The sequence below is a fragment of the Stenotrophomonas sp. YJH_SMC_57 genome (assembly GCF_059369755.1).
On the sequence record NZ_JCAFSZ010000014.1, the window covers coordinates 90229 to 110589 of the forward strand.

Annotated in this window: 18 protein-coding genes and 1 tRNA gene; 7 read left to right on the forward strand and 12 right to left on the reverse strand. The window is 68.0% G+C overall.

Annotation, left to right across the window (positions count from 1 at the left end; translation table 11 throughout):
• Positions 1 to 49: 49 nt before the first annotated feature.
• On the reverse strand, positions 50 to 2170 hold the full coding sequence (locus AC5P7U_RS17995; protein WP_495221308.1) for a methyl-accepting chemotaxis protein: 2121 nt from the start codon (positions 2168 to 2170) through the stop codon (positions 50 to 52).
• 184 nt (positions 2171 to 2354) lie between these two features.
• Here AC5P7U_RS17995 and AC5P7U_RS18000 point away from each other — a divergent pair, with 184 nt between their 5' ends.
• Both AC5P7U_RS18000 and AC5P7U_RS18005 read left to right on the forward strand, forming a co-directional pair.
• Positions 2355 to 2810: an Rrf2 family transcriptional regulator gene (locus AC5P7U_RS18000; protein ID WP_197564816.1), complete on the forward strand. Its 456-nt coding sequence runs from the start codon at positions 2355 to 2357 to the stop codon at positions 2808 to 2810.
• A complete protein-coding gene (locus AC5P7U_RS18005; protein WP_308309596.1) occupies positions 2800 to 3705 on the forward strand; it encodes an NAD(P)/FAD-dependent oxidoreductase in 906 nt (301 codons plus the stop codon). The genes AC5P7U_RS18000 and AC5P7U_RS18005 overlap by 11 nt, the downstream gene beginning before the upstream one ends.
• A gap of 127 nt (positions 3706 to 3832) precedes the next feature.
• Here the strand turns inward: AC5P7U_RS18005 and AC5P7U_RS18010 are convergent, their stop codons facing one another.
• The 4 genes from AC5P7U_RS18010 to AC5P7U_RS18025 form a co-directional block, all read right to left on the reverse strand.
• Positions 3833 to 5053 carry an RtcB family protein gene (locus tag AC5P7U_RS18010; protein ID WP_481458703.1) on the reverse strand — a complete coding sequence of 407 codons (1221 nt, stop codon included), beginning with the start codon at positions 5051 to 5053 and terminating at the stop codon, positions 3833 to 3835.
• A 56-nt stretch (positions 5054 to 5109) separates the two neighbouring features.
• Positions 5110 to 6234, reverse strand: coding sequence for a slipin family protein (locus AC5P7U_RS18015; protein WP_308308252.1), 1125 nt, complete (start codon positions 6232 to 6234; stop codon positions 5110 to 5112).
• 354 nt (positions 6235 to 6588) lie between these two features.
• Positions 6589 to 6660 (reverse strand) — tRNA-Gln (locus AC5P7U_RS18020).
• Positions 6661 to 7307: 647 nt separating this feature from the next.
• Positions 7308 to 8264 (reverse strand): aldo/keto reductase, encoded by a 957-nt coding sequence (locus tag AC5P7U_RS18025; RefSeq protein ID WP_197564811.1) that lies wholly within the window; start codon positions 8262 to 8264, stop codon positions 7308 to 7310.
• A gap of 170 nt (positions 8265 to 8434) precedes the next feature.
• Between AC5P7U_RS18025 and AC5P7U_RS18030 the strand changes: the two genes are divergently transcribed.
• The 3 genes from AC5P7U_RS18030 (at position 8435) to AC5P7U_RS18040 (ending at position 10265) form a co-directional block, all read left to right on the forward strand.
• Positions 8435 to 9292 carry a class I SAM-dependent methyltransferase gene (locus tag AC5P7U_RS18030; RefSeq protein WP_495221310.1) on the forward strand — a complete coding sequence of 286 codons (858 nt, stop codon included), beginning with the start codon at positions 8435 to 8437 and terminating at the stop codon, positions 9290 to 9292.
• A 104-nt stretch (positions 9293 to 9396) separates the two neighbouring features.
• Positions 9397 to 9657 (forward strand): hypothetical protein, encoded by a 261-nt coding sequence (locus AC5P7U_RS18035; protein WP_308308249.1) that lies wholly within the window; start codon positions 9397 to 9399, stop codon positions 9655 to 9657.
• Between the two features lie 68 nt (positions 9658 to 9725).
• Positions 9726 to 10265, forward strand: coding sequence for a pseudouridine synthase (locus AC5P7U_RS18040; protein ID WP_478424897.1), 540 nt, complete (start codon positions 9726 to 9728; stop codon positions 10263 to 10265).
• Positions 10266 to 10337: 72 nt separating this feature from the next.
• On the opposite strand, the gene AC5P7U_RS18045 is transcribed toward AC5P7U_RS18040, so the two are convergent.
• Both AC5P7U_RS18045 and hrpB read right to left on the reverse strand, forming a co-directional pair.
• Positions 10338 to 10712 carry a hypothetical protein gene (locus AC5P7U_RS18045; RefSeq protein WP_008266133.1) on the reverse strand — a complete coding sequence of 125 codons (375 nt, stop codon included), beginning with the start codon at positions 10710 to 10712 and terminating at the stop codon, positions 10338 to 10340.
• A gap of 135 nt (positions 10713 to 10847) precedes the next feature.
• Positions 10848 to 13352, reverse strand: a complete 2505-nt coding sequence (gene hrpB, locus AC5P7U_RS18050) for an ATP-dependent helicase HrpB (protein WP_197564808.1) — start codon at positions 13350 to 13352, stop codon at positions 10848 to 10850.
• Between the two features lie 67 nt (positions 13353 to 13419).
• On the opposite strand from hrpB, the gene AC5P7U_RS18055 reads away from it, so the two are divergent.
• Positions 13420 to 14217, forward strand: coding sequence for a TatD family hydrolase (locus tag AC5P7U_RS18055; RefSeq protein ID WP_197564807.1), 798 nt, complete (start codon positions 13420 to 13422; stop codon positions 14215 to 14217).
• A gap of 66 nt (positions 14218 to 14283) precedes the next feature.
• Here AC5P7U_RS18055 and AC5P7U_RS18060 read toward each other — a convergent pair whose 3' ends face one another.
• The 4 genes from AC5P7U_RS18060 to AC5P7U_RS18075 form a co-directional block, all read right to left on the reverse strand.
• Positions 14284 to 15183, reverse strand: a complete 900-nt coding sequence (locus tag AC5P7U_RS18060; protein WP_495221312.1) for an NAD-dependent epimerase/dehydratase family protein — start codon at positions 15181 to 15183, stop codon at positions 14284 to 14286.
• Entirely contained in the window at positions 15180 to 16118 is a 939-nt protein-coding gene (panE, locus tag AC5P7U_RS18065; protein WP_495221313.1) for a 2-dehydropantoate 2-reductase, read from the reverse strand. The genes AC5P7U_RS18060 and panE overlap by 4 nt, the downstream gene beginning before the upstream one ends.
• A gap of 382 nt (positions 16119 to 16500) precedes the next feature.
• A complete protein-coding gene (locus AC5P7U_RS18070) occupies positions 16501 to 17292 on the reverse strand; it encodes an ABC transporter permease (protein ID WP_008267475.1) in 792 nt (263 codons plus the stop codon).
• Entirely contained in the window at positions 17289 to 18257 is a 969-nt protein-coding gene (locus AC5P7U_RS18075) for an ABC transporter ATP-binding protein (RefSeq protein WP_006428385.1), read from the reverse strand. The genes AC5P7U_RS18070 and AC5P7U_RS18075 overlap by 4 nt, the downstream gene beginning before the upstream one ends.
• A gap of 85 nt (positions 18258 to 18342) precedes the next feature.
• Here AC5P7U_RS18075 and AC5P7U_RS18080 point away from each other — a divergent pair, with 85 nt between their 5' ends.
• Positions 18343 to 19092 carry a ferredoxin--NADP reductase gene (locus AC5P7U_RS18080; RefSeq protein ID WP_006428387.1) on the forward strand — a complete coding sequence of 250 codons (750 nt, stop codon included), beginning with the start codon at positions 18343 to 18345 and terminating at the stop codon, positions 19090 to 19092.
• A 75-nt stretch (positions 19093 to 19167) separates the two neighbouring features.
• Here AC5P7U_RS18080 and AC5P7U_RS18085 read toward each other — a convergent pair whose 3' ends face one another.
• Positions 19168 to 20331: a lytic polysaccharide monooxygenase gene (locus AC5P7U_RS18085; protein WP_495221314.1), complete on the reverse strand. Its 1164-nt coding sequence runs from the start codon at positions 20329 to 20331 to the stop codon at positions 19168 to 19170.
• Positions 20332 to 20361 lie beyond the last annotated feature (30 nt).

The window sequence follows — 20361 nt, forward strand, 5'->3', positions numbered from 1 at the left end:
ATGTCCGCGTTCCACGGTAGTGCCGGCCGCTGGCCGGCAACCGGATCAATCAGGCTGCACGTTGCAGCGCATCCTTCGCCGCTGCCGTGGTCGACAGGTCAAATACATCCACGGCGTCGATCAGGCGGTTCGCCTGTTGCTCCAGGCTGCGTGCAGCGGCGCTGGCCTCTTCCACCAGCGCAGCGTTCTGCTGGGTGGTGCCATCCATCTGGATCACGGTCTGGCTGACCTGCTCGATGCCAGCGCTCTGTTCCTGCGACGCGGCGGAGATCTCGGCCATGATGTCGGTCACCCGCTGCACCGAGGCCACGATCTCGGCCATGGTGTCGCCGGCCTCACGCACGCGCTGCGCGCCGTGCCCGACCTGTTCCACCGAGGCCTCGATCAGCGCCTTGATCTCCTTCGCCGCAGCGGCCGAACGCTGTGCCAGCGTGCGCACCTCGCTGGCGACCACCGCGAAGCCGCGGCCCTGTTCGCCGGCACGCGCGGCTTCCACCGCAGCGTTCAACGCCAGGATGTTGGTCTGGAACGCGATGCCATCGATCACGCTGATGATCTCGGCGATCTGCCGCGACGAGGTCTCGATCGCGCCCATCGTCGCCACCACCTGGCCGACCACGCTGCCGCCCTGCGAGGCGACGCTGTGGGCGCCGATCGCCAGCTGGTTGGCCTGGCGTGCGTGCTCGGCATTCTGCCGCACGGTGGAGGTCAGTTCCTCCATCGACGCGGCGGTCTCTTCCAGGTTGGCAGCCTGCTGCTCGGTGCGACGCGACAGATCGTTGTTGCCGGCGGCAATCTCCGCCGCAGCCGTGTGGATGTTGCCGGAGGCGTGCTTGATGTCGGTGACGATCGTCGCCAGCTGGGCGGCGGTGGTGTTGGCGTCGCCGGCGATGCGGGCGAACACGCCCTGGAAGTCACCGTGCATGCGTGCGCCGAGGCGGCCATCGGCAATCGCGCGCAGCATGCCGGAGACCTCACCCAGGTTCAGCTCAGTGGCCTGCATCAGGCGATTCAGGCCGTCGACCATCGCGCGGAAATCATGTTCGAAGCGCGCGCTGTCGCCGCGCTGGCTGAAGTCGCCGGCGGCGGCGGCTTCGGCCAGGCGGCGGATCTCGCCATTGATGGTGCCCAGATTGGCCTTGGCGGTATCCAGCGCTTCGGTGATCACCGCCTTCTCGCCGGGCAGGCGTTCCATGTCCTGGCTGAGGTCGCCGATGGCATAGCGGCCCATGATCGCGATCGCGCGCATCTTCACCTGGATGTGCGCGTCCACCAGCGCGTTGCTGTCGGCCACCATCTCGCCGAACGCGCCGGGAAAGGCGCTGGCATCCATGCGATGGCTGATGGTGCCGGCCTCGTGCGCCTGTGCCATCGCGCCCTGTGCGTCCAGTACGCCGCGCAGCGTGGATTGCACCGCCTGCATCGCCTGCGCGAGGCGGCCGATCTCATCGCGGCTGCTCACCCGCACCACGTGCTGCAGGTCGCCGGCGGCGACCGCGCGTGCGGCAGCTTCCACCGCCAGCACCGGCTGCACCACCGCACGCCGCAACCACCAGGCCAGGCCCATCAGCAGCAGCACCGCGGCCAGCACGGTCAGTGCCGCGCACAGCAGCAGGGTCTGCCGCGCCTGCTGCGAACGCGCCGCCAGTGCCGCTTCGGCCACCTGCGTGGCCTGCGTGCTCAGCGCATCCAGTGCGGTGGCCACCGGACGATCCTTGCCACGCACCAGGGTGTCGCCAGCGGCGGGATCGTAGCCGGCGGCGGCGAAGGCCTGCAGCGCGGCGTGATAGTCCTTCTGCAGCTGCGCATGCAGTCCGATGAAGGCCTGCGCCTGCTCGCGCGTGCGCGCATCCGGGCTGCTGGCGAGGCCCTTGGCCAGTTGTTCGACCAGACGGCCTTCGCTGTCGAAGGCCTCCAGGTGACGCTGACGCAAGGCATCGTCGTGCCCGCGCAGCAGCACGTTCTTCCATTCCTGCACCTGGCCGCGGAACTCGCGCTGCAGGCGTTCGGCATCGCGACTGTGCGCGACTTCGGGCGGGACATCGGTGGACAGCTTCAACCAGGCGGAAGCAAGACCTGCCAAGGCGCACAACAGGACTACGGCCAGGCCAACGGAAACCGCGCCGAGCAGCTTGGACTGCAGGCGGGGTGCACGGACAGACGCATTCATCGGAAGGGGCTCTCGGGAAGGGGCGATGCGGTATCGACCGGTTTCGAGCACCTCTGAAGTGCGACGTTCATCACATTAGCGTTTCGTTTAGCGAAGTGAAGGAAACGTTTCATAGGACAAATGTGTCCATATGGAACGAAAGCAGACTCTGGACAGGGGATTTAAATGTAACTATTGTTGTTACATGAAATCCGCGAACCCGCTTTCCGACGCCCTGCACGTGATGGCGCACCTGGTCGGCCAGGCCGCACCGCGCACCTCCGAACAGCTGGCGTCGTGCCTGCCGACCCATCCGGTGGTGATCCGGCGCCTGCTGGCGCAGCTGCACAAGGCCGGCCTGGTGCGCAGCGCACGCGGCCATGGCGGCGGCAGCCAGCTGGCCCGCGACGCCGCCACCATCACCCTGCACGACATCTATCTGGCCGTGGGCGCGCCGCCGCTGGTACAGGTGGGTGCCCGCGATTCAGGGCGTGGCTGCCCTATCCAGCATCTGGTCAACAGTGCCCTGCTGGAGGGCGCACGCGAGGCGCAGCGCCTGCTCGAACAGCGCCTGCAGGCAGCCACGCTGGACCAGCTCGGCGCCGAGTTCGCCCGCCATCTCGCCCATCACCGCTCCCTGGAAGGTCACCATGAATCCTGATGTGCTCATCGTCGGCGGCAGCTATGCCGGCATCGCCGCCGGCCTGATCCTGGCCCGCGCCCGTCGCCCGGTCACCGTCATCGACGCCGGTTCGCCGCGCAACCGCTTCGCCAGCCATTCGCACGGCGTGCTGGGGCTGGATGGCGTCAGCGGCGCCGAGCTGCTCAAGACCGCCCGCCAGCAGCTGCTGGACTATCCCAGCGTGCGCTGGGTGCATGCCGATGCGGTGCATGCCCGCAGCACCAACGATGGGGTTGAAGTGGAGACCGCCGACGGCCAGGTGCTGGCCGCGCGCAAGCTGCTGCTGGCCAGCGGCATCGCCGACCAGCTGCCGGAGCTGCCGGGCCTGGCCGAACGCTGGGGCAGCACCGTGCTGCACTGCCCCTACTGCCATGGTTATGAAGTCGGTGGCGGTGCGATCGGCCTGCTCGGCGGCCACCCGATGTCGGCCGCCAAGGCGCCGCTGTTCGCCGACTGGGGCAATGTCACCTTCTTCAGCCAGGGCCTGCCGATCACCGATGACGAACGCGCCGCCATGCAGCAGCGTGGCGTGCAGATCGAGACCTCGCCGGTACTGGGCGTGCAGGGCGACCAGCCGAGCTGGCTGGAAGTGGAACTGGCCGATGGCCGTCGCGTCGCGCAGCGGGCACTGTTCGTTCCGGCCACCCAGGCGATGGCCACGCCGCTGGTGCAGCGGCTGGGCTGCACGTTGGCCGAGAGCCCGCTGGGCGTTTTGATCGAGGTCGATGCGATGAAGCAGACCTCGGTGCCGAACGTGTATGCCGCAGGCGATGCGACCACGGTCGGCAACATCACCCTGGCCACCGCCGAAGGAGTGCGCGCGGGTATCGGCATGCATCATGCGCTGGTGAGCGAAGACAGCGTGCCGCGCTGATCGGGCTTGTTCTGTAGATGCCGACCCTGGTCGGCGCCGCTGCATCCACGCATGGCGTGGATCTACTGCAGGGTGGTCGGGCGCCATTGAGGCACGGTGGGTGCCGGCCTTGGCCGGCACCGTTCCCTCATCCCTTCACGCACAGCACCTGGCGCAGGGTGTGCACCACGTCCACCAGGTCCAGCTGCGCCGCCATCACGTCATCGATCGACTTGTACGCCGCCGGTGACTCGTCCAGCACGCCGCTGTCCTTGCGGCATTCCACATGCGCGGTCGCTTCGCGGTGCTGGGCCAGCGTGATCTGCTGGCGCGCAGTGCCACGGCTCATCACCCGGCCGGCACCGTGGCTGCAGCTGTGGAAGCTGTCCGCGTTGCCCTTGCCACGCACGATGTAGCTGCGCGTGCCCATGCTGCCGGGAATGATGCCCAGCTCGCCCTCACGCGCGCTGACCGCGCCCTTGCGGGTCACCAGCAGTTCCTGGCCGTGGTGCGTTTCCTTCTGCACGTAGTTGTGGTGGCAGTTCACTGCCATCGCCGCCAGCTGGAACTTCGGCAGCCGGTGGCGCATCTCGGCCAGCACGCGCGACATCATCGCCTCGCGGTTCTGCCGGGCGTAGTCCTGCGCCCATGACACCGCTTCGACGTAGTCATCGAACAGCGGCTCGCCTTCCATGAAGAACGCCAGGTCCTTGTCCGGCAGGTGGAAGCCGAGCACGCGCCGGGCCAGCTCCTCGCGCGCCTTCTCGATGAAGTAGGTGCCGATCAGGTTGCCGGTGCCACGCGAGCCGCTGTGCAGCATCACCCACACCGCGTCTGTCTCGTCCAGGCACAGCTCGATGAAGTGATTGCCGCCGCCCAGCGTGCCCAGCTGGCGGTCAAGCTTGTCGGTGCGGATCCGGCGGTGCTTGTCCTTGATCTTCTCCAGCCCGGCGGCCAGCCCGGACTGCAGCAGCCGAGTGTGGATGCTGTCGGGCATGCGGTGGTGCTCGCCGCCGCGGCCGTTGCCGACCGGGATGCTGCGCTCGATGCTGTTGCGCAGCTGCCGCAGGTCATCGGGCAGGTCGTTGGCGCGCAGCGTGGTACGCACGGCGGCCATGCCACAGCCGATGTCGACGCCGACCGCGGCCGGGATGATCGCGCCGCGGGTCGGGATCACCGAACCCACGGTCGCGCCCTTGCCCAGGTGCACGTCCGGCATTACGGCCACCCACGGCCCGACGAACGGGATCGCGGCGATGTTGCGCAGCTGCTCATGCGCCTGCGCTTCCAGCGGCACCCCGTTGACCCAGCCCTTGATCGGCGTGGTGCCCTCGGCGTGCAGCCATTGATAGTTGTGTTGAGTGTCCATGTCTTCGTGTATGTCCTTGATGGGCCGGCGGCGCGTCCCTGCGCCGCCGCTACCCCCTACCTGATCGTCACCAGCTGCTTCAGCACGCCGTCCAGGCCGCCGAACACGGTGAGCGTGTCGATCTTCTCGGTGACCTTCTCCAGCGCCTCCAGCTCCTTCAAGCGCATCAGCACCGGGTTGTCCTCGATCAGCTTTGCGGTGTTGAGCTGCGAACGCGTGGCATTGGCCTCCTCGCGCCGACGGATCACGCTGGCCTGGGCCTGCTTCTCGGCCAGCACCACGCCGTTGAGGATCTCCTTCATCTCGCCCGGCAGGATCACGTCCTTGATGCCGACGCCGAGCAACCGCACGCCGTGGCCCTCGATCGCCGCCTGCACATGCGCGGCGATCTCGCCGTCCAGTGCCGCCTTGTCGCCCAGCAGCTCGTCCAGGCTGCGCGCGGCGATCGCCTGGCGCAGGCCGAACTGCAGTTGCCGGTAGACGAACTCGTCGGCATTGCTGAGCGTGCGGTGTGCCCGCACCGGGTCAACCACCTGCACGGTCGCGGCCAGGTTCACCCGCAGGGTCACCTTGTCGCGGCTGAGCAGTTCCTGGCCGGACACGTCCAGCGAACGTGCACGCAGCTCCACGCGCTCCACCGACACGTTGCCGTTGAAGTTCCAGAACGCGTGCAGGCCGGCGTCCAGCGTCTGCCGCAGCGTGCCATCGATGAACAGCAGGCCGACCGACTCGCTCGGCACGGTGCTGATCACTGCCACACGCGGCAGCACACCCAGTTGGCCCAGGCGCTGCTGCACGTCCACCGCAATGCGCGGCTCGTCACCCAGCGCCATCACCCGCACCTGGGTGTCGACCGAACCCCGCCAATACAGGCGGCGGCTGCCCGGCGGCAACACTTCATCGATGCGGCCATTGCGCAGCAACAGGCCGACCTCGCTGGCGCCGACATTGGCCAGCACGAAGTGCGTGTCCAGCGTCGCGCCCAGTGCCTCGATCAGGCTGTCCTGGTCGCTGCCGGTGTAGGCCGCGCCCTTCGATGCGGTGTGGATGTCCACGTGCGGGCGGCCGCCGAACGGCGACAGGCGGTGCACGCCCGGCAGCAGGATCTGCTGGAAACGACGGTTGCGATACACCAGGCCGCGCTCGCCGTCGCCGATCACGACCTTGATGGTCCAGAACATGGGAATCTCTCCTTGTATGGCTCTGGTGGTTCGACCCGATGCGATGAAACGCCATGACCCGGGCCGATCAGGTCGTGGCGTGGCCGGCTGCACAGCGTGTGCAGCCCGCGGAAGAGGGCGGCCATCGCGGGACGGTCCGCACGCGGAGCCTGCGGCGCGTCATCACCCGTGCCATCGTCGTTGCCGGCAGGCAGCGCCGGTGCGGAGCGGAGCAGCAGATGGCGACGGGCCAGGGCCCGGCGTGTGGTCCGTTGCCTTCCTGGCCGCGCCCGAAGGCGGTGGCAGGGAAGGCAACGATGGCCGCTGGGGCTTGCGCCCCGGGTGTTGTTTCAAGTCATGACGTGACAGGTCATGTGGTTGGAGTGGGAATCGAACCCACGACAGACGGAATCAGGATCCGTTGCTCTGACCAAGCTGAGCTATCCAGTTGGGGACCGCGCGGAATCGAACCGCGTACCGGCGAACCGGCGCCTGCGTCCAGCAGGCGATCCAGGCGATGGCCTGTCCGCGACCTCCGGCATACGCCACGGCAACGCCGCGCGCACCAGCCCGTGGTGGAAACGGGACCGTTGGAGAATCGAGGGTGCAGGCCACCGACATTATCGCGAGCGATAATGTTTGGGTGCGATGCAGATAATGTCCAGGCGCTGCCGGTCGCGCGAAGTAAATCCTTCGGCGGGGCGGGGAAACCTGGGTCAGTGAGCGGCGGGTTGCCGCGCGGGCAGCAGTTCTGGCATCGCGGGTCCTCGTGCCGACGCAAACGAAAACGCCCCCGGGACTTGCGTTCCGAGGGCGTCGTCAGGCCTCGGAGATCGGGGTGGCCGATCTCCGCAGGGCGGGTATCATGCCGTTGTCAGCTGGACGTCCTTGCCGAACGCGCGCGCCAGCACGTCCATGCGCAGGCATGGCAGCAGTTTGGCGATGGCGACGGAATGCGCGTTCAAGGGAAGTTTCCAGTGGTTGTTGAAACGAGGTGCGCACGATAAACCACGATTTAGTCGTGCGCAACCATTTTGTTCAATTATTTTCTTCGCTGTTGTGCAGTGCCGGCCAGCGGCCGGCACTATCGGGTCTCAAGCTTCTTTGCTGGCAGCATCCAGCTGCGCGACATCCTGCACGCTCAGCGACACGTTGGCCGCCGCCAGCAGATCGTGCAGCTGCTCGACGCTGGTAGCGCTGACGATCGGTGCGGTGATCGACGGCCGCGCGATCTGCCACGCCAGCGCGATCTGCGCGGCGCTGGCGTTGTGCTTGCTGGCCACATCATCCAGCGCCTCCAGGATGCGCAGGCCGCGCGGGTTGAGGTAACGCTTCACCACGTTCTCGCCCCGCGCCGGGCTCTTGGCCGCATCGGCCGCGGTGCGGTACTTGCCGCTGAGGAAGCCACTGGCCAGCGCGTAGTAACCGATCACGCCGATCTGCTCGCGCTGCACCAACGGTTCCAGTTCCTTCTCATAGCCGGCGCGGTCGTACAGGTTGTACTCCGGCTGCAGGGTTTCATAGCGCGGCAGCTTGTAGTCGGTGGACACCTTCAGCGCATCGGCCAGGCGCGTGGCGCTGTAGTTGGAGGCACCGATGGCGCGTACCTTGCCGGCTTCGATCAGACGGCCGAACGCGGCCAGCGTGGCTTCCAGCGGCGTCGACTCGTCATCCTCGTGGGCCTGGTACAGATCGATCACGTCGGTCTGCAGGCGGCGCAGTGAATCCTCGACGGCGGCATTGATGTTGTCCGGGGTCAGGCCCGGGCGCTCGGCCCACTTGGCGACCTTGGTCGCCAGCACCACCTTGTCACGCTTGCCACTGCGGGCAAACCACTTGCCGATCAGCGTTTCCGATTCGCCGCCGGTATTGCCCGGCACCCACGCCGAATACACGTCGGCGGTGTCGACCAGATTGAAGCCGGCGTCGACGAAGGCATCGAGCAGGGCGAAGCTGGCCTTCTCATCGGCGCTCCAGCCGAACACGTTGCCACCGAAGGCGAGCGGACGTACATGCAGGCCGGAACGGCCCAGTTCGCGGGTTGCCGTCATGGGCACGGACTCCTTGGGGGGAAGTGTTCCAGAATAGAACGCGTTGTGTGACCGCGCTGCGGCGGCGACCACAAAACAGTGTTCCGCCGCGCGCCCCTGGCTAACGCTTTGTGAACACCTGGGACGCCGCGACTGCTAGTCTCGCCGCATCTTCCGCTGGAGTCGCCCCGATGATGCCTGCTTCGTCCCTGCGTGGTTGCCGCCTGCTGCTTGCCTCGGCCCTGCTCGCCGCTGTTCCCGCGTTCGCCGCACCGGCCACGGTGGCACCGGCGAAGATCCAGGTCTCACCGGCCATCGATGCGGCGGTGAAGGCGTCGACCCGTGATGCCAATAACGTCAAGCGCGATGGCTTCCGCCATCCGGCGCAGACGCTGTCGTTCTTCAAGGTCGCGCCTGACAAGACCGTCATCGAGATCACCCCCGGCAATGGCTGGTACTCGGAAATCCTGGCGCCGCTGCTGCACGACAAGGGCCACTACGTTGCCGCCGTGGTCGATCCGATGGCGGTGCCCGAAGGCCGCGGCCGTGACTACCAGCAGCGCAGCCGCGACAGCCTGGAAAAGAAGTACGCCGCTGCACCGGCAGAGTTCGGCAAGACCGCCGTGGTCGCCTACGATCCGGCCAAGCCGGTGTTCGGCCCAGCCGGTTCAGCCGACGTGGTGCTGACCTTCCGCAACGTGCACAACTGGCGCAAGGCCGGCCAGGCGCAGGGCATGTTCCAGGGCTTCTTCAACGTGCTCAAGCCGGGCGGCGTGCTGGGCGTGGTCGAGCATCGCGCCAAGGCCGATGTGGCCGACGACGATGACACCGGCTACGTCGGCCAGCAACAGGTGATTGCGATGGCCGAGGCGGCCGGCTTCAAGCTGGATGCGCGCAGTGAGGTCAACGCCAACCCGCGTGACACCAAGGACCACCCGAACGGCGTGTGGACGCTGCCGCCGACCAACCAGCACGACAAGGCCGACGACGCGAAGTACCAGGCAATCGGCGAAAGCGACCGCATGACCCTGCGCTTCATCAAGCCGTAAGGCGGCACGCTGCATTGCCCGCGCGGAGCGCCCACCATGGAGCCGGGCCCATGCCCGGCTCACCGCGCGCGCCGGGGTTCAATCGTACTCAAGGACATGGACTGTTGAAGAAGATCCTTTACATCGCCGTCGCGGTACTGGTGCTGACGCGGCTGATCGATTTCGTGTTCTACGGCGGCCACGCCCACGACCTGGTCGGGACTGTTGGTTTCGGAGTGCTGTTCGCCGGCGTCCTGCTGGAGGATCGTGCACGCAGCGCCCGCCCGCCGTCCGCACGCCTGCGGCGCCGCGCCACTATCATCGCGGCGTGCGGCATCGCGCTGGTGCTGGGGTCGTTCCTGCTGGAATGGAAGGTGTTCGGCTGAGCCGGCGGTGATCGCGGCGGCGGCGCGGGAATGGGACAATGCCGTACCCGCCGCCTGCCGCACCCGCGATGCTGATTGCCTTCAACAAGCCCTTCAACGTGCTCTGCCAGTTCACCGACCGCAGCGTGCCGCCGCGGCCGACCCTGGCGGGATTCGGCCTGCCGCCGCGGGTGTACGCCGCCGGCCGCCTGGACCACGACAGCGAAGGCCTGCTGCTGCTGACCGACAACGGCACGCTGGCGCACAAACTCACCGACCCGAAGCACAAGGCCGACAAGACCTACTGGGTGCAGGTGGAGGGAACGCCCAGCGACGAACAGCTGCAGCAGCTGCGCGACGGCGTGCTGCTCAATGACGGGCCGACCCTTCAGGCGAAGATCGAACGCCTCGATCCAGAACCTTCGCTGTGGACACGCGATCCGCCCGTGCGCTTCCGCAAGACCGTGCCCGATGCGTGGCTGGCGATCACGATCCGCGAGGGCCGCAATCGCCAGGTGCGGCGGATGACCGCGGCGGTGAACCTGCCGACGCTGCGGCTGGTGCGGGTGGCGATGGGGCCGTACCGGCTGGACGACCTGCAACCGGGGCAGTGGCGGCAGATCGGCTGAACGCACCGCAGAAAAGGCAAGGGCCGGAGCGCCTCCCGTGGAAGCGGTCCGGCCCTGGCAACGCGCGATGCCTCAGGCGTCGCTGCCGATATCGCTGTGCTCGTCAACCACGGTGGCATTGCGGCGGTCGCGTGCGCTGATGCGCTGCGCCTGCCCATTCACCACGTGGCCATTGGCGGCCTTCTTCTTCTGCTGCTTGCGGTACAGCGCATAGCCCAGCAGGCCGACACCCACCGCGGCTGCGGCCACGGCCACTGCCGGGTTGCGGCGCACGAACTTGGTGGCGGCCTTGCCGCCGGTCTTCACTGCGCCGATGGCGGCACCGGTCTTGATCCAGTCCGCATTGCGCAGGCTGCCACCGGCGCTCTTCAGGCCATCGCCGGCGGTGTGGGCCAGCTCCAGGGCGCGCTCCAGAGCGCGGTCGGTGATTACAGTCAGCTTGCTCATGCGGGGGTCCTTTGCCTCGGGTCGAAGTCCAGTGTCGCGTGTTGCCCGTAAACGGTATGTCAGGCGGGGCCGTGCGTGGCGTGACTCCAGCGCAGCCATTCAGGATCAGGCAGGGTCTGCAGCCGGCACAACCGGTCAGGTCCCGCGCGGCTTGGCGCGGTGCGTCGCGGTGGCCGTCCACGGGTCATCCGGCCACGGATGACGCGGGTAACGGCCCTTCATTTCCTTCTTCACTTCGGCGTAGGTGTTTTCCCAGAAATTGCGCAGGTCCTGGGTGACCTGCAGCGGGCGGCCGCCGGGCGAGAGCAGGTGCAGGGTCAACGGCACGCGGCCCTCGGCGATGCGTGGGGTGTCGGCCAGACCGAACAGTTCCTGCAGCTTCACCGCCAGCACCGGCGGCAGCGGTTCGCCGTTCTCGCTGTCCAATGCATAGGTGATCGGCCGCTCCAGCCCGGAAGGCACGGTGATGCGGGTCGGCGCATGGCGTTCGACCTGCTGCCGTTGTGACCACTCCAAGGGCGACTTCAGCGCCTCGCCGAAACTGGCCTCGTCCAGCGCATCCAGGCGGCTCTTTCCGGCGAACGCGGGTTGCAGCCACTGCGCGCGGTTGGCCAGCAGGGCGGCGTCGCTGCAATCGGGCAGTTCCAGCTCCGGCATCCAGCGCCGCAGCGATTCCACCCGGGCCTGCCACTGGCGCAGGCCTTCGGTCCACGGCAGCGCCTGCAGGCCGAGCTCGGCCACCGCATCGGTCAGCGCCTGCGCGGCCTGCTGCGGATCGACACGGCCGGCCGAGCGGCTGTCCAGCACGATGCGGTCGAAACGGGTCTCGCGCAGCGCCACCAGGGCGCGACGCTCGCCGTCCCAGCGCACCACATCTTCGGTCACGAAGCGTTCCGGCCACGCCGTGCGCAGCTGGCCTTCATCCACCGGTGCGGCGCGCAGCAGCAGCGCATCGCGCGCCTCGAAGCGCAGCTCGCTGGCCACCAGCCAGGGCTCGCCGCGCAGGTCGCTCAGTTCATGCAGGCGCGCGCTGCGGCCATTGGCCAGCAGATAGCGCAGCGGATCGCTGGGGTGCTGGACGCCAATGCGGTCGGGGAAGGCATGCGCCAGCAGGTCACCGAGTTCGTGCGCCTCGACGCTGTTGGGCGGAGTGGCCTCGCAACGCAGGCGTCGCCGCCACTGCTTGGCGGCCGCATCGATGGCGGCCAGCCCGCTGCGGTTGGCATCGCCCGGCGCACGGCCGTTGCGGAACGCCGCCAGCGCCCGCCAGCGTGCCGCCAACGCGTCACCGCCCTGGCGTAGCGGATCGCGCGCCTCCAGCAGCGCGGCCAGATCGGCCGCCAGCGCCTGCGCACGTGCGTCCGGTGCGGCCAGCAGCATCGCCGCCATCCGCGGATGCGTGCCCAGCGCCAGCACGCGGCGACCGAGCGCGGTGATCGCGCCGGACTCGGACAGCGCGCCCAGTCGTTGCAGCAGTTCGCGTGCCGCGCCCATCGGGCCGGCCGGCGGCGGGTCGAGGAAGCGCAGGTCGCTGCTGCCCCAGGCCGCCAGTTCCAGTGCCAGCCCGGCCAGTTCCACCTGGTCGATCTCGGCACGGCGCTGTGGTTCCAGCCGTTGCGACTGCGGCCACAGCCGCCAGGCCACGCCTTCGGCCACGCGCCCGGCACGGCCGGCGCGCTGGTCGGCCGAGGCCTGCGCGATGGCCACCACATCCAACCGGGTGAAGCCGCTGTTGGGGTCGTAGCGCGGCTCGCGTGCCTGGCCGCTGTCGATCACCACGCGCACGCCAGGCAGGGTCACCGAGGACTCGGCCACGTTGGTGGCCAGCACCACGCGGCGGCGGCCATCGCTGGCGGCCTGCAGTACGCGCGCCTGCTGCTCCACCGGCAGTTCGCCGTGCAGGGCCAGCACCTCGACACCTCCATCGATAGATTCCTGCAGGCCGGCCTGCACCCGCGCGATCTCGCGCTGGCCGGGCAGGAACACCAGCAGGTCACCGGGATGTTCTGCCAGCGCCTGCTGCACCGCGCGGCGCACCTGCAGTTCCAGTGCTTCGTCGCGACGTGCCGGGAAATGGCTGATCGCCACCGGGTAGCTGCGGCCCTCGCTGCTCAAGCGCGGTGCATCGAGGAAGCGCGTCAGGCGCTCGCCATCCAGCGTCGCCGACATCACCACCAGGCGCAGGTCGTCGCGCAGTTGCGCCTGCACGTCCAGCGCCAGCGCCAGGCCAAGGTCACCACTGAGGTGGCGTTCGTGGAATTCGTCGAACAGGATCGCGCCGACCTGTTCCAGCATCGGGTCGTCCTGCAGCATGCGGGTCAGGATGCCTTCGGTGACGACCTCGATGCGGGTGCGCGCCGAGACCTTGTTCTCGAAGCGGATGCGGTAGCCGACCGTGCCGCCCACCTCTTCACCCAGCTGCCGCGCCATGAACAGCGCCGCGCTGCGTGCGGCCACCCGCCGTGGTTCCAGCAGGATGATCTTCCGTCCCTGCAGCCACGGCGCATCCAGCAGCGCCAGCGGCACCTGGGTAGTCTTGCCGGCGCCCGGCGGGGCTTCCAGCACCAGCCGCGGCTGTGCGGCCAGGTGCTGCTGGATCTGTGGCAGCAGTGGGGAGATCGGGAAGAGCGGGGCGTTCATGTGCAAAGGATAAGGGGCCACGGCGGGCGCAGGTACAATGCGCGGGCACTTTTCCCCCGCGATGACCATGCACCTGATCGATATCGGCGCCAACCTGACCCACGACTCCTTCGACCGCGACCGCGATGCCGTGCTGGACCGCGCGCGCCAGGCCGGCGTGGTGCAGATGGTGATCACCGGCGCCAGCCGCGAGCACTCGCCGCTGGCCCTGCAGCTGGCGCAGCAGCATCCGGGCTTCCTGTACGCCACCGCCGGCGTGCACCCGCATCACGCGGTGGAGTACACCGAGGAATGCGATGCCGAGATGCGCGCGCTGCATGCCCATCCGGAGATAGTGGCGGTGGGCGAGTGCGGGCTGGACTACTTCCGTGACTTCTCGCCGCGCCCGGCCCAGCATCGCGCGTTCGAACGCCAGCTGCAGCTCGCCGCAGACAATGGAAAGCCGCTGTTCCTGCACCAGCGCGACGCGCACGCCGATTTCATGGCGCAGATGAAGAACTTCGAAGGCCGCATCGGTCCGGCGGTGGTGCATTGCTTCACCGGCGAACGCGATGAACTGTTCGATTACCTGGACCAGGACTGGTACATCGGCATCACCGGCTGGTTGTGCGATGAGCGCCGGGGCGCACACCTGCGCGAGCTGGTGAAGAACATCCCGGCCAACCGCCTGATGATCGAAACCGATGCGCCATACCTGCTGCCGCGCACGCTGAAGCCGCTGCCGAAGGACCGCCGCAACGAACCGATGTTCCTCTCGCACATCGTGGAGGAACTGGCACGCGACCGTGGCGAAGACGTGGCGGTGACCGCGGCCAACGCGACCGCAGCAACCCGTGCGTTCTTCCGTCTGCCCGACGCCGGTTGATCCGGTAGTGCCGGCCGCTGGCCGCCAATCAGACGGTGCTGCCGGCCAGCGGCCGGCACTACCGGTTCAACCGCGAAGATCCGTATCTGCCAAGGCGCGCAGCCCTTCCCGATAGGTCGGAAACCGTGGCTCCCAGCCCAGCGCTTCGCGCGTGTCACGGCTGTCGATGCGCTTGTTGCTTTCGTAGAAGCGCCGCAAGGTCGGGCCCAGCAGCGGGTCGTCCCACGCCACGGCAGGCGGCATCGCAAAACCACCCAGCTGCGCGGCGAAGGCCAGCACGTCCTGCGGCGGTGCCGGCTCATCATCGGCTGGCAGGTACACCGCATGAGGTGTGGGCCGTCGCATCGCAGCGATGATCACCGCCGCCAGGTCCTGCACATGCAGCCGGTTGAACACCAGGCCAGGCCGCACCACATGGCGTGCGCGCCCCTGTGCCAGCTGCAGCAGCGCATTGCGTCCAGGCCCATACAGGCCGGGCAGGCGCATCACTGCCGAGGCGATGCCGCGTTGTTCGGCCAGTGCACGCCACTGTGCTTCGGCCTGCCTGCGTTGCTGGCCGGCGGCTTCGGTGGCATCCGCCACGCTGGTTTCGTCGATCCAGCCGCCGGTCCGGTCGGCGTACACCGAGGTTGACGACAGATAGCCGACCCAGCGCAGCGCGGGGCTGGCCTGCAGTGCCGGCAGCACCAGGCGCAGTGCAGGATCGCCTTCAGCGTCGGGTGGCACGCTGCACAGCACGGCGTCGGCCTGCGCGACTTCGTCGAGCAGAGCCGGTGACAGTGTCGCGTCGGCCCGCAGTTGATGGCGCCGCACGCCGTCGTGCGGTGCCGACGCCGGATCACGCACCGTGCCAGCCACATGCACGCCCCGCGCCTGCAGCTGCGCGGCCAGCACGCGCCCGCTCCAGCCCAGCCCGAGGATCAGCACCCTTGCGGGCAAAGCATTCGCGGGCGAGGCCAGGCTCACGCGCTGCGCAGCGCCTGGTAGGCCTGCAGGCTGCTGTAGGCGACCTGCAGCAGCAGGGCTTCCTGGTCGGCCTTGCGCGCGCGCGCCAGCATGTCGCCGACGATCTGTTCGGCCTCCACCTGCTGGCCGGTTTCCAGGTCGCGCAGCATCGACGCCTTCAGCGCCGAACCGGACTGGGTCAAGGTGCCGCGCGCGGCCTCCTGCGCAGCATCGGGAACCGGCTCGCCGGCCGCCTCGGCCACGGCCAGGCATTCGTCGTACAGCCCCCGCACGATGGCCTGCCCATCATCGGTGGCGACGATGCTGCCGATATCCGCGCGCAGCAGGCAGGTGGCGGCAGCCAACGCGGTGAGGAAGGTGTACTTGATCCACTGCTCCTGGCCGATGTGTTCGCTGGCCAGGTGATCGAGGCTGGCCTGCGCACAGGCGGCGGCGAAGGCCTGCACGCGCGCGGAGATCGCGCCGCCATCACGCTCGCCGAAGGTCAGCTTGGCCGGCTTGCCCAGATGCAGCACCGCGCCATCGGGCGCCTTGGTTGCGCTGATGAAGCACAGGCCGCCGAGCACGGCGTCGCGGCCGAAGCGCGCGTCCAGCACGTTGTAGTGATGCAGGCCGTTGAGGATCGGCAATACGGTGGTGCTCAAACCCACCGCAGGGGCGATGGCGTCAATCGAGCTGTCCAGGTCGTAGGCCTTGCAGCTGAGGATGACCAGATCGAACGGTCGCTGCGCGGCGAGCGCGGGCAGGGCGTCGGCGGTGACGTGCTGCACCGGGAAACTGGCATCGCCCAGCGGACTGCGGATGACCAGGCCGTCGCGGTCCAGCTGGGCGGCGCGTGCAGGGCGGACCAGGAAGGTGACGTCCACGCCGGCCTGGGCCAGCCGACCGCCGAAGTAACCGCCGGTACCACCGGCGCCGAGAATCAGGATGCGCATTGCACGTTCACCGTTTCTGGGGGAATCAGACCTGCGATTGTGCCGGAGATTGCAGGCAAAAAAGAGCCGAGCATGGGCTCGGCTCTATGCGCACTACCTTAACCACGCCTGGCGTGGATCCATCGTGTCGACCAAGGTCGACACCCACCAGGAGCGGGTCATGCCATCCAGACAGATCGCAGAGAACTGTCGAAGGCGGGGTGGGTCCGGTTGCGGGGGTGTCCGCGGCATGGATGCCGCGGCCAAGCCCCCATGGATGGGTTTACGGCGTCCCCCGCAACCGGACCCACCCTGCCATCCCGCGGAATGCCTGCTGTTGCTTTTGCCGTTGAAGTTGACGTTGATTCGGCGGGTGCAGGGCCGCAGGCCCTGCGCGCAGAACTCAACTACGCATGCCCACGCCACGGCGCAGCAGCCACAGCGCCAGCGCCGTCAGCACCACCACGAAACCGATCATCAGCCCGTAGGCCATCGGCAGCGGTACATCGCTGCTGCCCAGCAGGCCATAGCGGAACGCATTGACCATGTAGAAGATCGGGTTCGCGTGCGTGGCCGCCTCGGCCCAGCCCGGCAGCAGCTTCACCGAATAGAACACGCCACCCAGGTAGGTCAGCGGGGTCAGGATGAAGGTCGGCACGATCGCCACGTCATCGAACTTCTTCGCGTATACCGCGTTGATGAAGCCGGCCAGCGAGAAGATCGTCGCGCCCAGGATCACCGTGGTCAGCATCACGATCGGGTGCGGGATGCGCACCGGGGTGAAGAACATCGCGATGATCAGCACGATCACGCCCACCATCAGGCCACGCAGCACCGCACCGGCCACATAGCCCCACAGGATCACCCAGTTCGGCATCGGGCTGACCAGCAGTTCCTCCACGTGGCGGCCGAACTTGGCGCCGAAGAACGAGGAGCTGATGTTGCCGTAGCTGTTCTGGATCACGCTCATCATCACCAGGCCCGGCACGATGAACTGCATGTAGGTGTAGCCGCCCATGTCACCCACGCGCGACCCGATCAGGTTGCCGAAGATCAGGAAATACAGGGTCATGGTGATCGCCGGCGGCACCAGGGTCTGGCCCCAGATGCGCATGATGCGGGCGACTTCGCGGCGCACGATGGTCATCAGCGCGACGCGGTTGCGCTGGCCGTCGGTCAGCTCGGTGGTGCTCATGCGGAGGTCTCCAGGTTGCCGGTGAGGCGCACGAACAGCTCCTCCAGGCGGTTGCTCTTGGTACGCATCGAACGCACGCGGATGCCGGCCTCGTTGAGCGTGGCGAACACGCGGTTGAGGTCCATCGCGCGCGGCATGTCGATGTCCAGCGTGTGCGGGTCCGGTGCGGTCAGGGTCGCGCCCTCGATCACCGGAAGCTGCGCGGGCAGCTCACCGTCGATGTCCAGCAGGAAGCCTTCCACGTCCAGCTTGGCCAGCAGGGCGCGCATCGGGCCCTGCTCGACGATCTGGCCGTGGTTGATGATCGCCAGGTGGCGGCACAGGTACTCGGCTTCTTCCAGGTAATGCGTGGTGAGGATGATCGTGGTGCCGGCCGCGTTGATTTCCTTGAGCACGCGCCACATGTCGCGGCGGATCTCGATGTCCACGCCGGCGGTCGGCTCGTCCAGGATCAGCAGGCGCGGGCGGGTCATCATCGCGCGCGCGATCATCAGCCGGCGCTTCATGCCGCCGGACAGCGTGCGGCTCATCACCTGCGCCTTCTCCCACAGGTGGGCACGCTTCAGTTCCTCTTCGGCGCGCTGCTCCGCTTCCTCGCGCGGCACGCCATAGAAGCCGGCGTAGTTCACCAGGATGTCGAAGGGCTTCTCGAACAGGTTGAAGTTGATCTCCTGCGGCACCAGCCCGATCAGGCGCATGGTGGCGCTGCGGTTGCGCACCAGGTCGCTGCCGAACACCTCCACCTGGCCCTCGCTGAGGTTGACCAGGGAGCTGATGATGCCGATCAGGGTCGACTTGCCGGCGCCGTTGGGGCCGAGCAGGGCGAAGAAGTCGCCCGGGGCCACTTCCAGGGAAACCCCCTTCAGGGCCTGGGTGCCGTTGTCGTAGGTCTTGCGCAGGTCGCGCACGCGCAGGGCGGGCGCAGTTTCGTTCAGGGATGCCAAGCTCGAAGCCTTCGCGCCCATGGGCTGGCGCTGGAGAGGGGGCGGGGAGGGGCTATTATAGAAGACCCCGAGGGCTTGCCCCGGCTACACACTGTCCCGAAAAGTCGTGCCTGTTCAATTCCCCCTCAAGCTGGTCGGCCGTCGCATGCTGGCCCCGACCGTCGGCCACTACCAGTTCGTGCGTGACGATGGACAGCCGCTGGATTTCCAGCCCGGCCAGTTCATCCAGGTCCATTTCAGCTACGCCGACGGCACCGAAACCAAGCGCAGCTACTCGCTGGCGACCATCCACGACCACGCGCTGGGCCCGGGCGAGGCGGTGGATATCGCGGTCAGTTTCGTGCCCGGCGGCGCCGCCACGGCCCTGTTCGAGGCGCTGGAGGACGGTGGCCAGGTCAGCGCGTCCGGCCCCTATGGCCGCTTCTGCCTGAATCCCGGTGACCACAACGGCCGCTACCTGCTGATCGCCACCGGTACCGGCGTCACGCCCTACCGCTCGATGCTGCCGCTGCTGGAAACGGAGATGGCCGAGCGTGGCGTGCAGATCGTGCTGCTGCAGGGCGCGCGCAGCCCGGGCGAGCTGCTGTACAGCGAAGACTTCTACAGCTTCGCCGAAAAGCACCCGAACTTCCGTTATGTTCCGTGCCTGTCGCGCGAACTGCCGGCTGATCCGCACCCGGACGTACAGCACGGCTACGTGCAGCAGGCGCTGGCTGGCTTCACCCCGGACCCGGCCACCGACATCGCCTACCTGTGCGGCAACCCGGACATGGTCGATGCCTGTGCCGAGCTGCTCAAGGCCGCCGGCCTGGGCAACCCGCAGATCCGCCGCGAGAAGTACGTCAGCAGCAAATGATTGCGGGTCGTGCCGGCCGCGGGCCGGCAATCCGAACAACCGGAGGCGGCATCACGCCGCCCCCGGTGCCGTGACTCAGTACTCGATCCAGGCATCACGCCAGGCAGAGCCGGTGCCCGGGCGGTAGGCCTCGGCATTGATGTTGCACCAGGCGCCTTCCGGGAACGGGCGGCAGGCGTACAGCTTGCCATCGGTGCCCTTCACCACGGTCTGGCCCGGGATGTAGCTGCCGATACCCGCCGGGTACACGAAGTCGTAGTCGCCAGGCGGCGGATCGACCGGATCCGGATCCGGCATCCGGGTATCGAGCTGGAACAGATGGCCTGGCGTGAGGTACACGCGGTTCTCGGTAGCCGATGCCACCGGCGTGATCACGCCATTCTTCAACACACCCACGCGGGCATTCTGCGCGCTGGCATTGACCTTGCGGGCCAGGGCCAGCGGCCACTGCGTTGCGCCGGTCTGGCCGGCAGCCAGGGTGATTTCCGGGCGTTCGAGGTCGTTGCCGTTGCCATTGAACACGCGCAGGGTCAGGGTCGTGCCCACTTCCAGCGCGCCACGGGCAGTGACCGGGCCGGCGTCCTGCCACTGCGGGGGCGGGGTTACGCCGCCACCGTCTTCAAAGCGCACGTCCATGCAGGTGTAGAACGCTTCGGTGGAATCGGAGCGCTGCCAGGTGTTGTAGATCACGTGCTGGCCGCTGCGCTTGGGCAGCGGGCAGTCCAGCTTGTAGACGTCGCCGGAAAGCGGCACGTTGCCCAGCGTGCAGAACTCCTGCAGGTCGGCCCAGCGCAGCGGGCTGCCCGGTTGCCAGCCCTCGCGGGTGACGTAGAACTTCCAGTCGCGGGTGGCGTGGGGTGCCGGTGCCTTGAATTCGAAGGTATAGCGACCGCGCGCGTCGGCACGGATCGGTGAGGTCTGCCAGTCACTGCGGTTCAGATCCAGCCCGCGGTACTTGCTGTTGCCACCGCTGCACAGCTCGCCATCGGGCACCACGGCCTGGTGGTTGCCATTGGCGCCGGCCTGGTTGATGCCTGCCCAGTCATAGAAGGGTTGCGCGCCACCGATGGCCTTGGCTGCCGCACAGGCCGGGTTGGTCGGGTTTTCAGGGTTGCCCTGGTAACAGGAATAGACACGGCTGGAGGGCTTGGACATGGTGCCGTGGGCGAACGCGCTGCCTGAAGCGGCTACGCCGGCGATCACGGACAGCGCGAGGACGGCCCGGTGGGACAGATGCATGGAGATCTCCTGTGGGTGGTGGAACCCGGT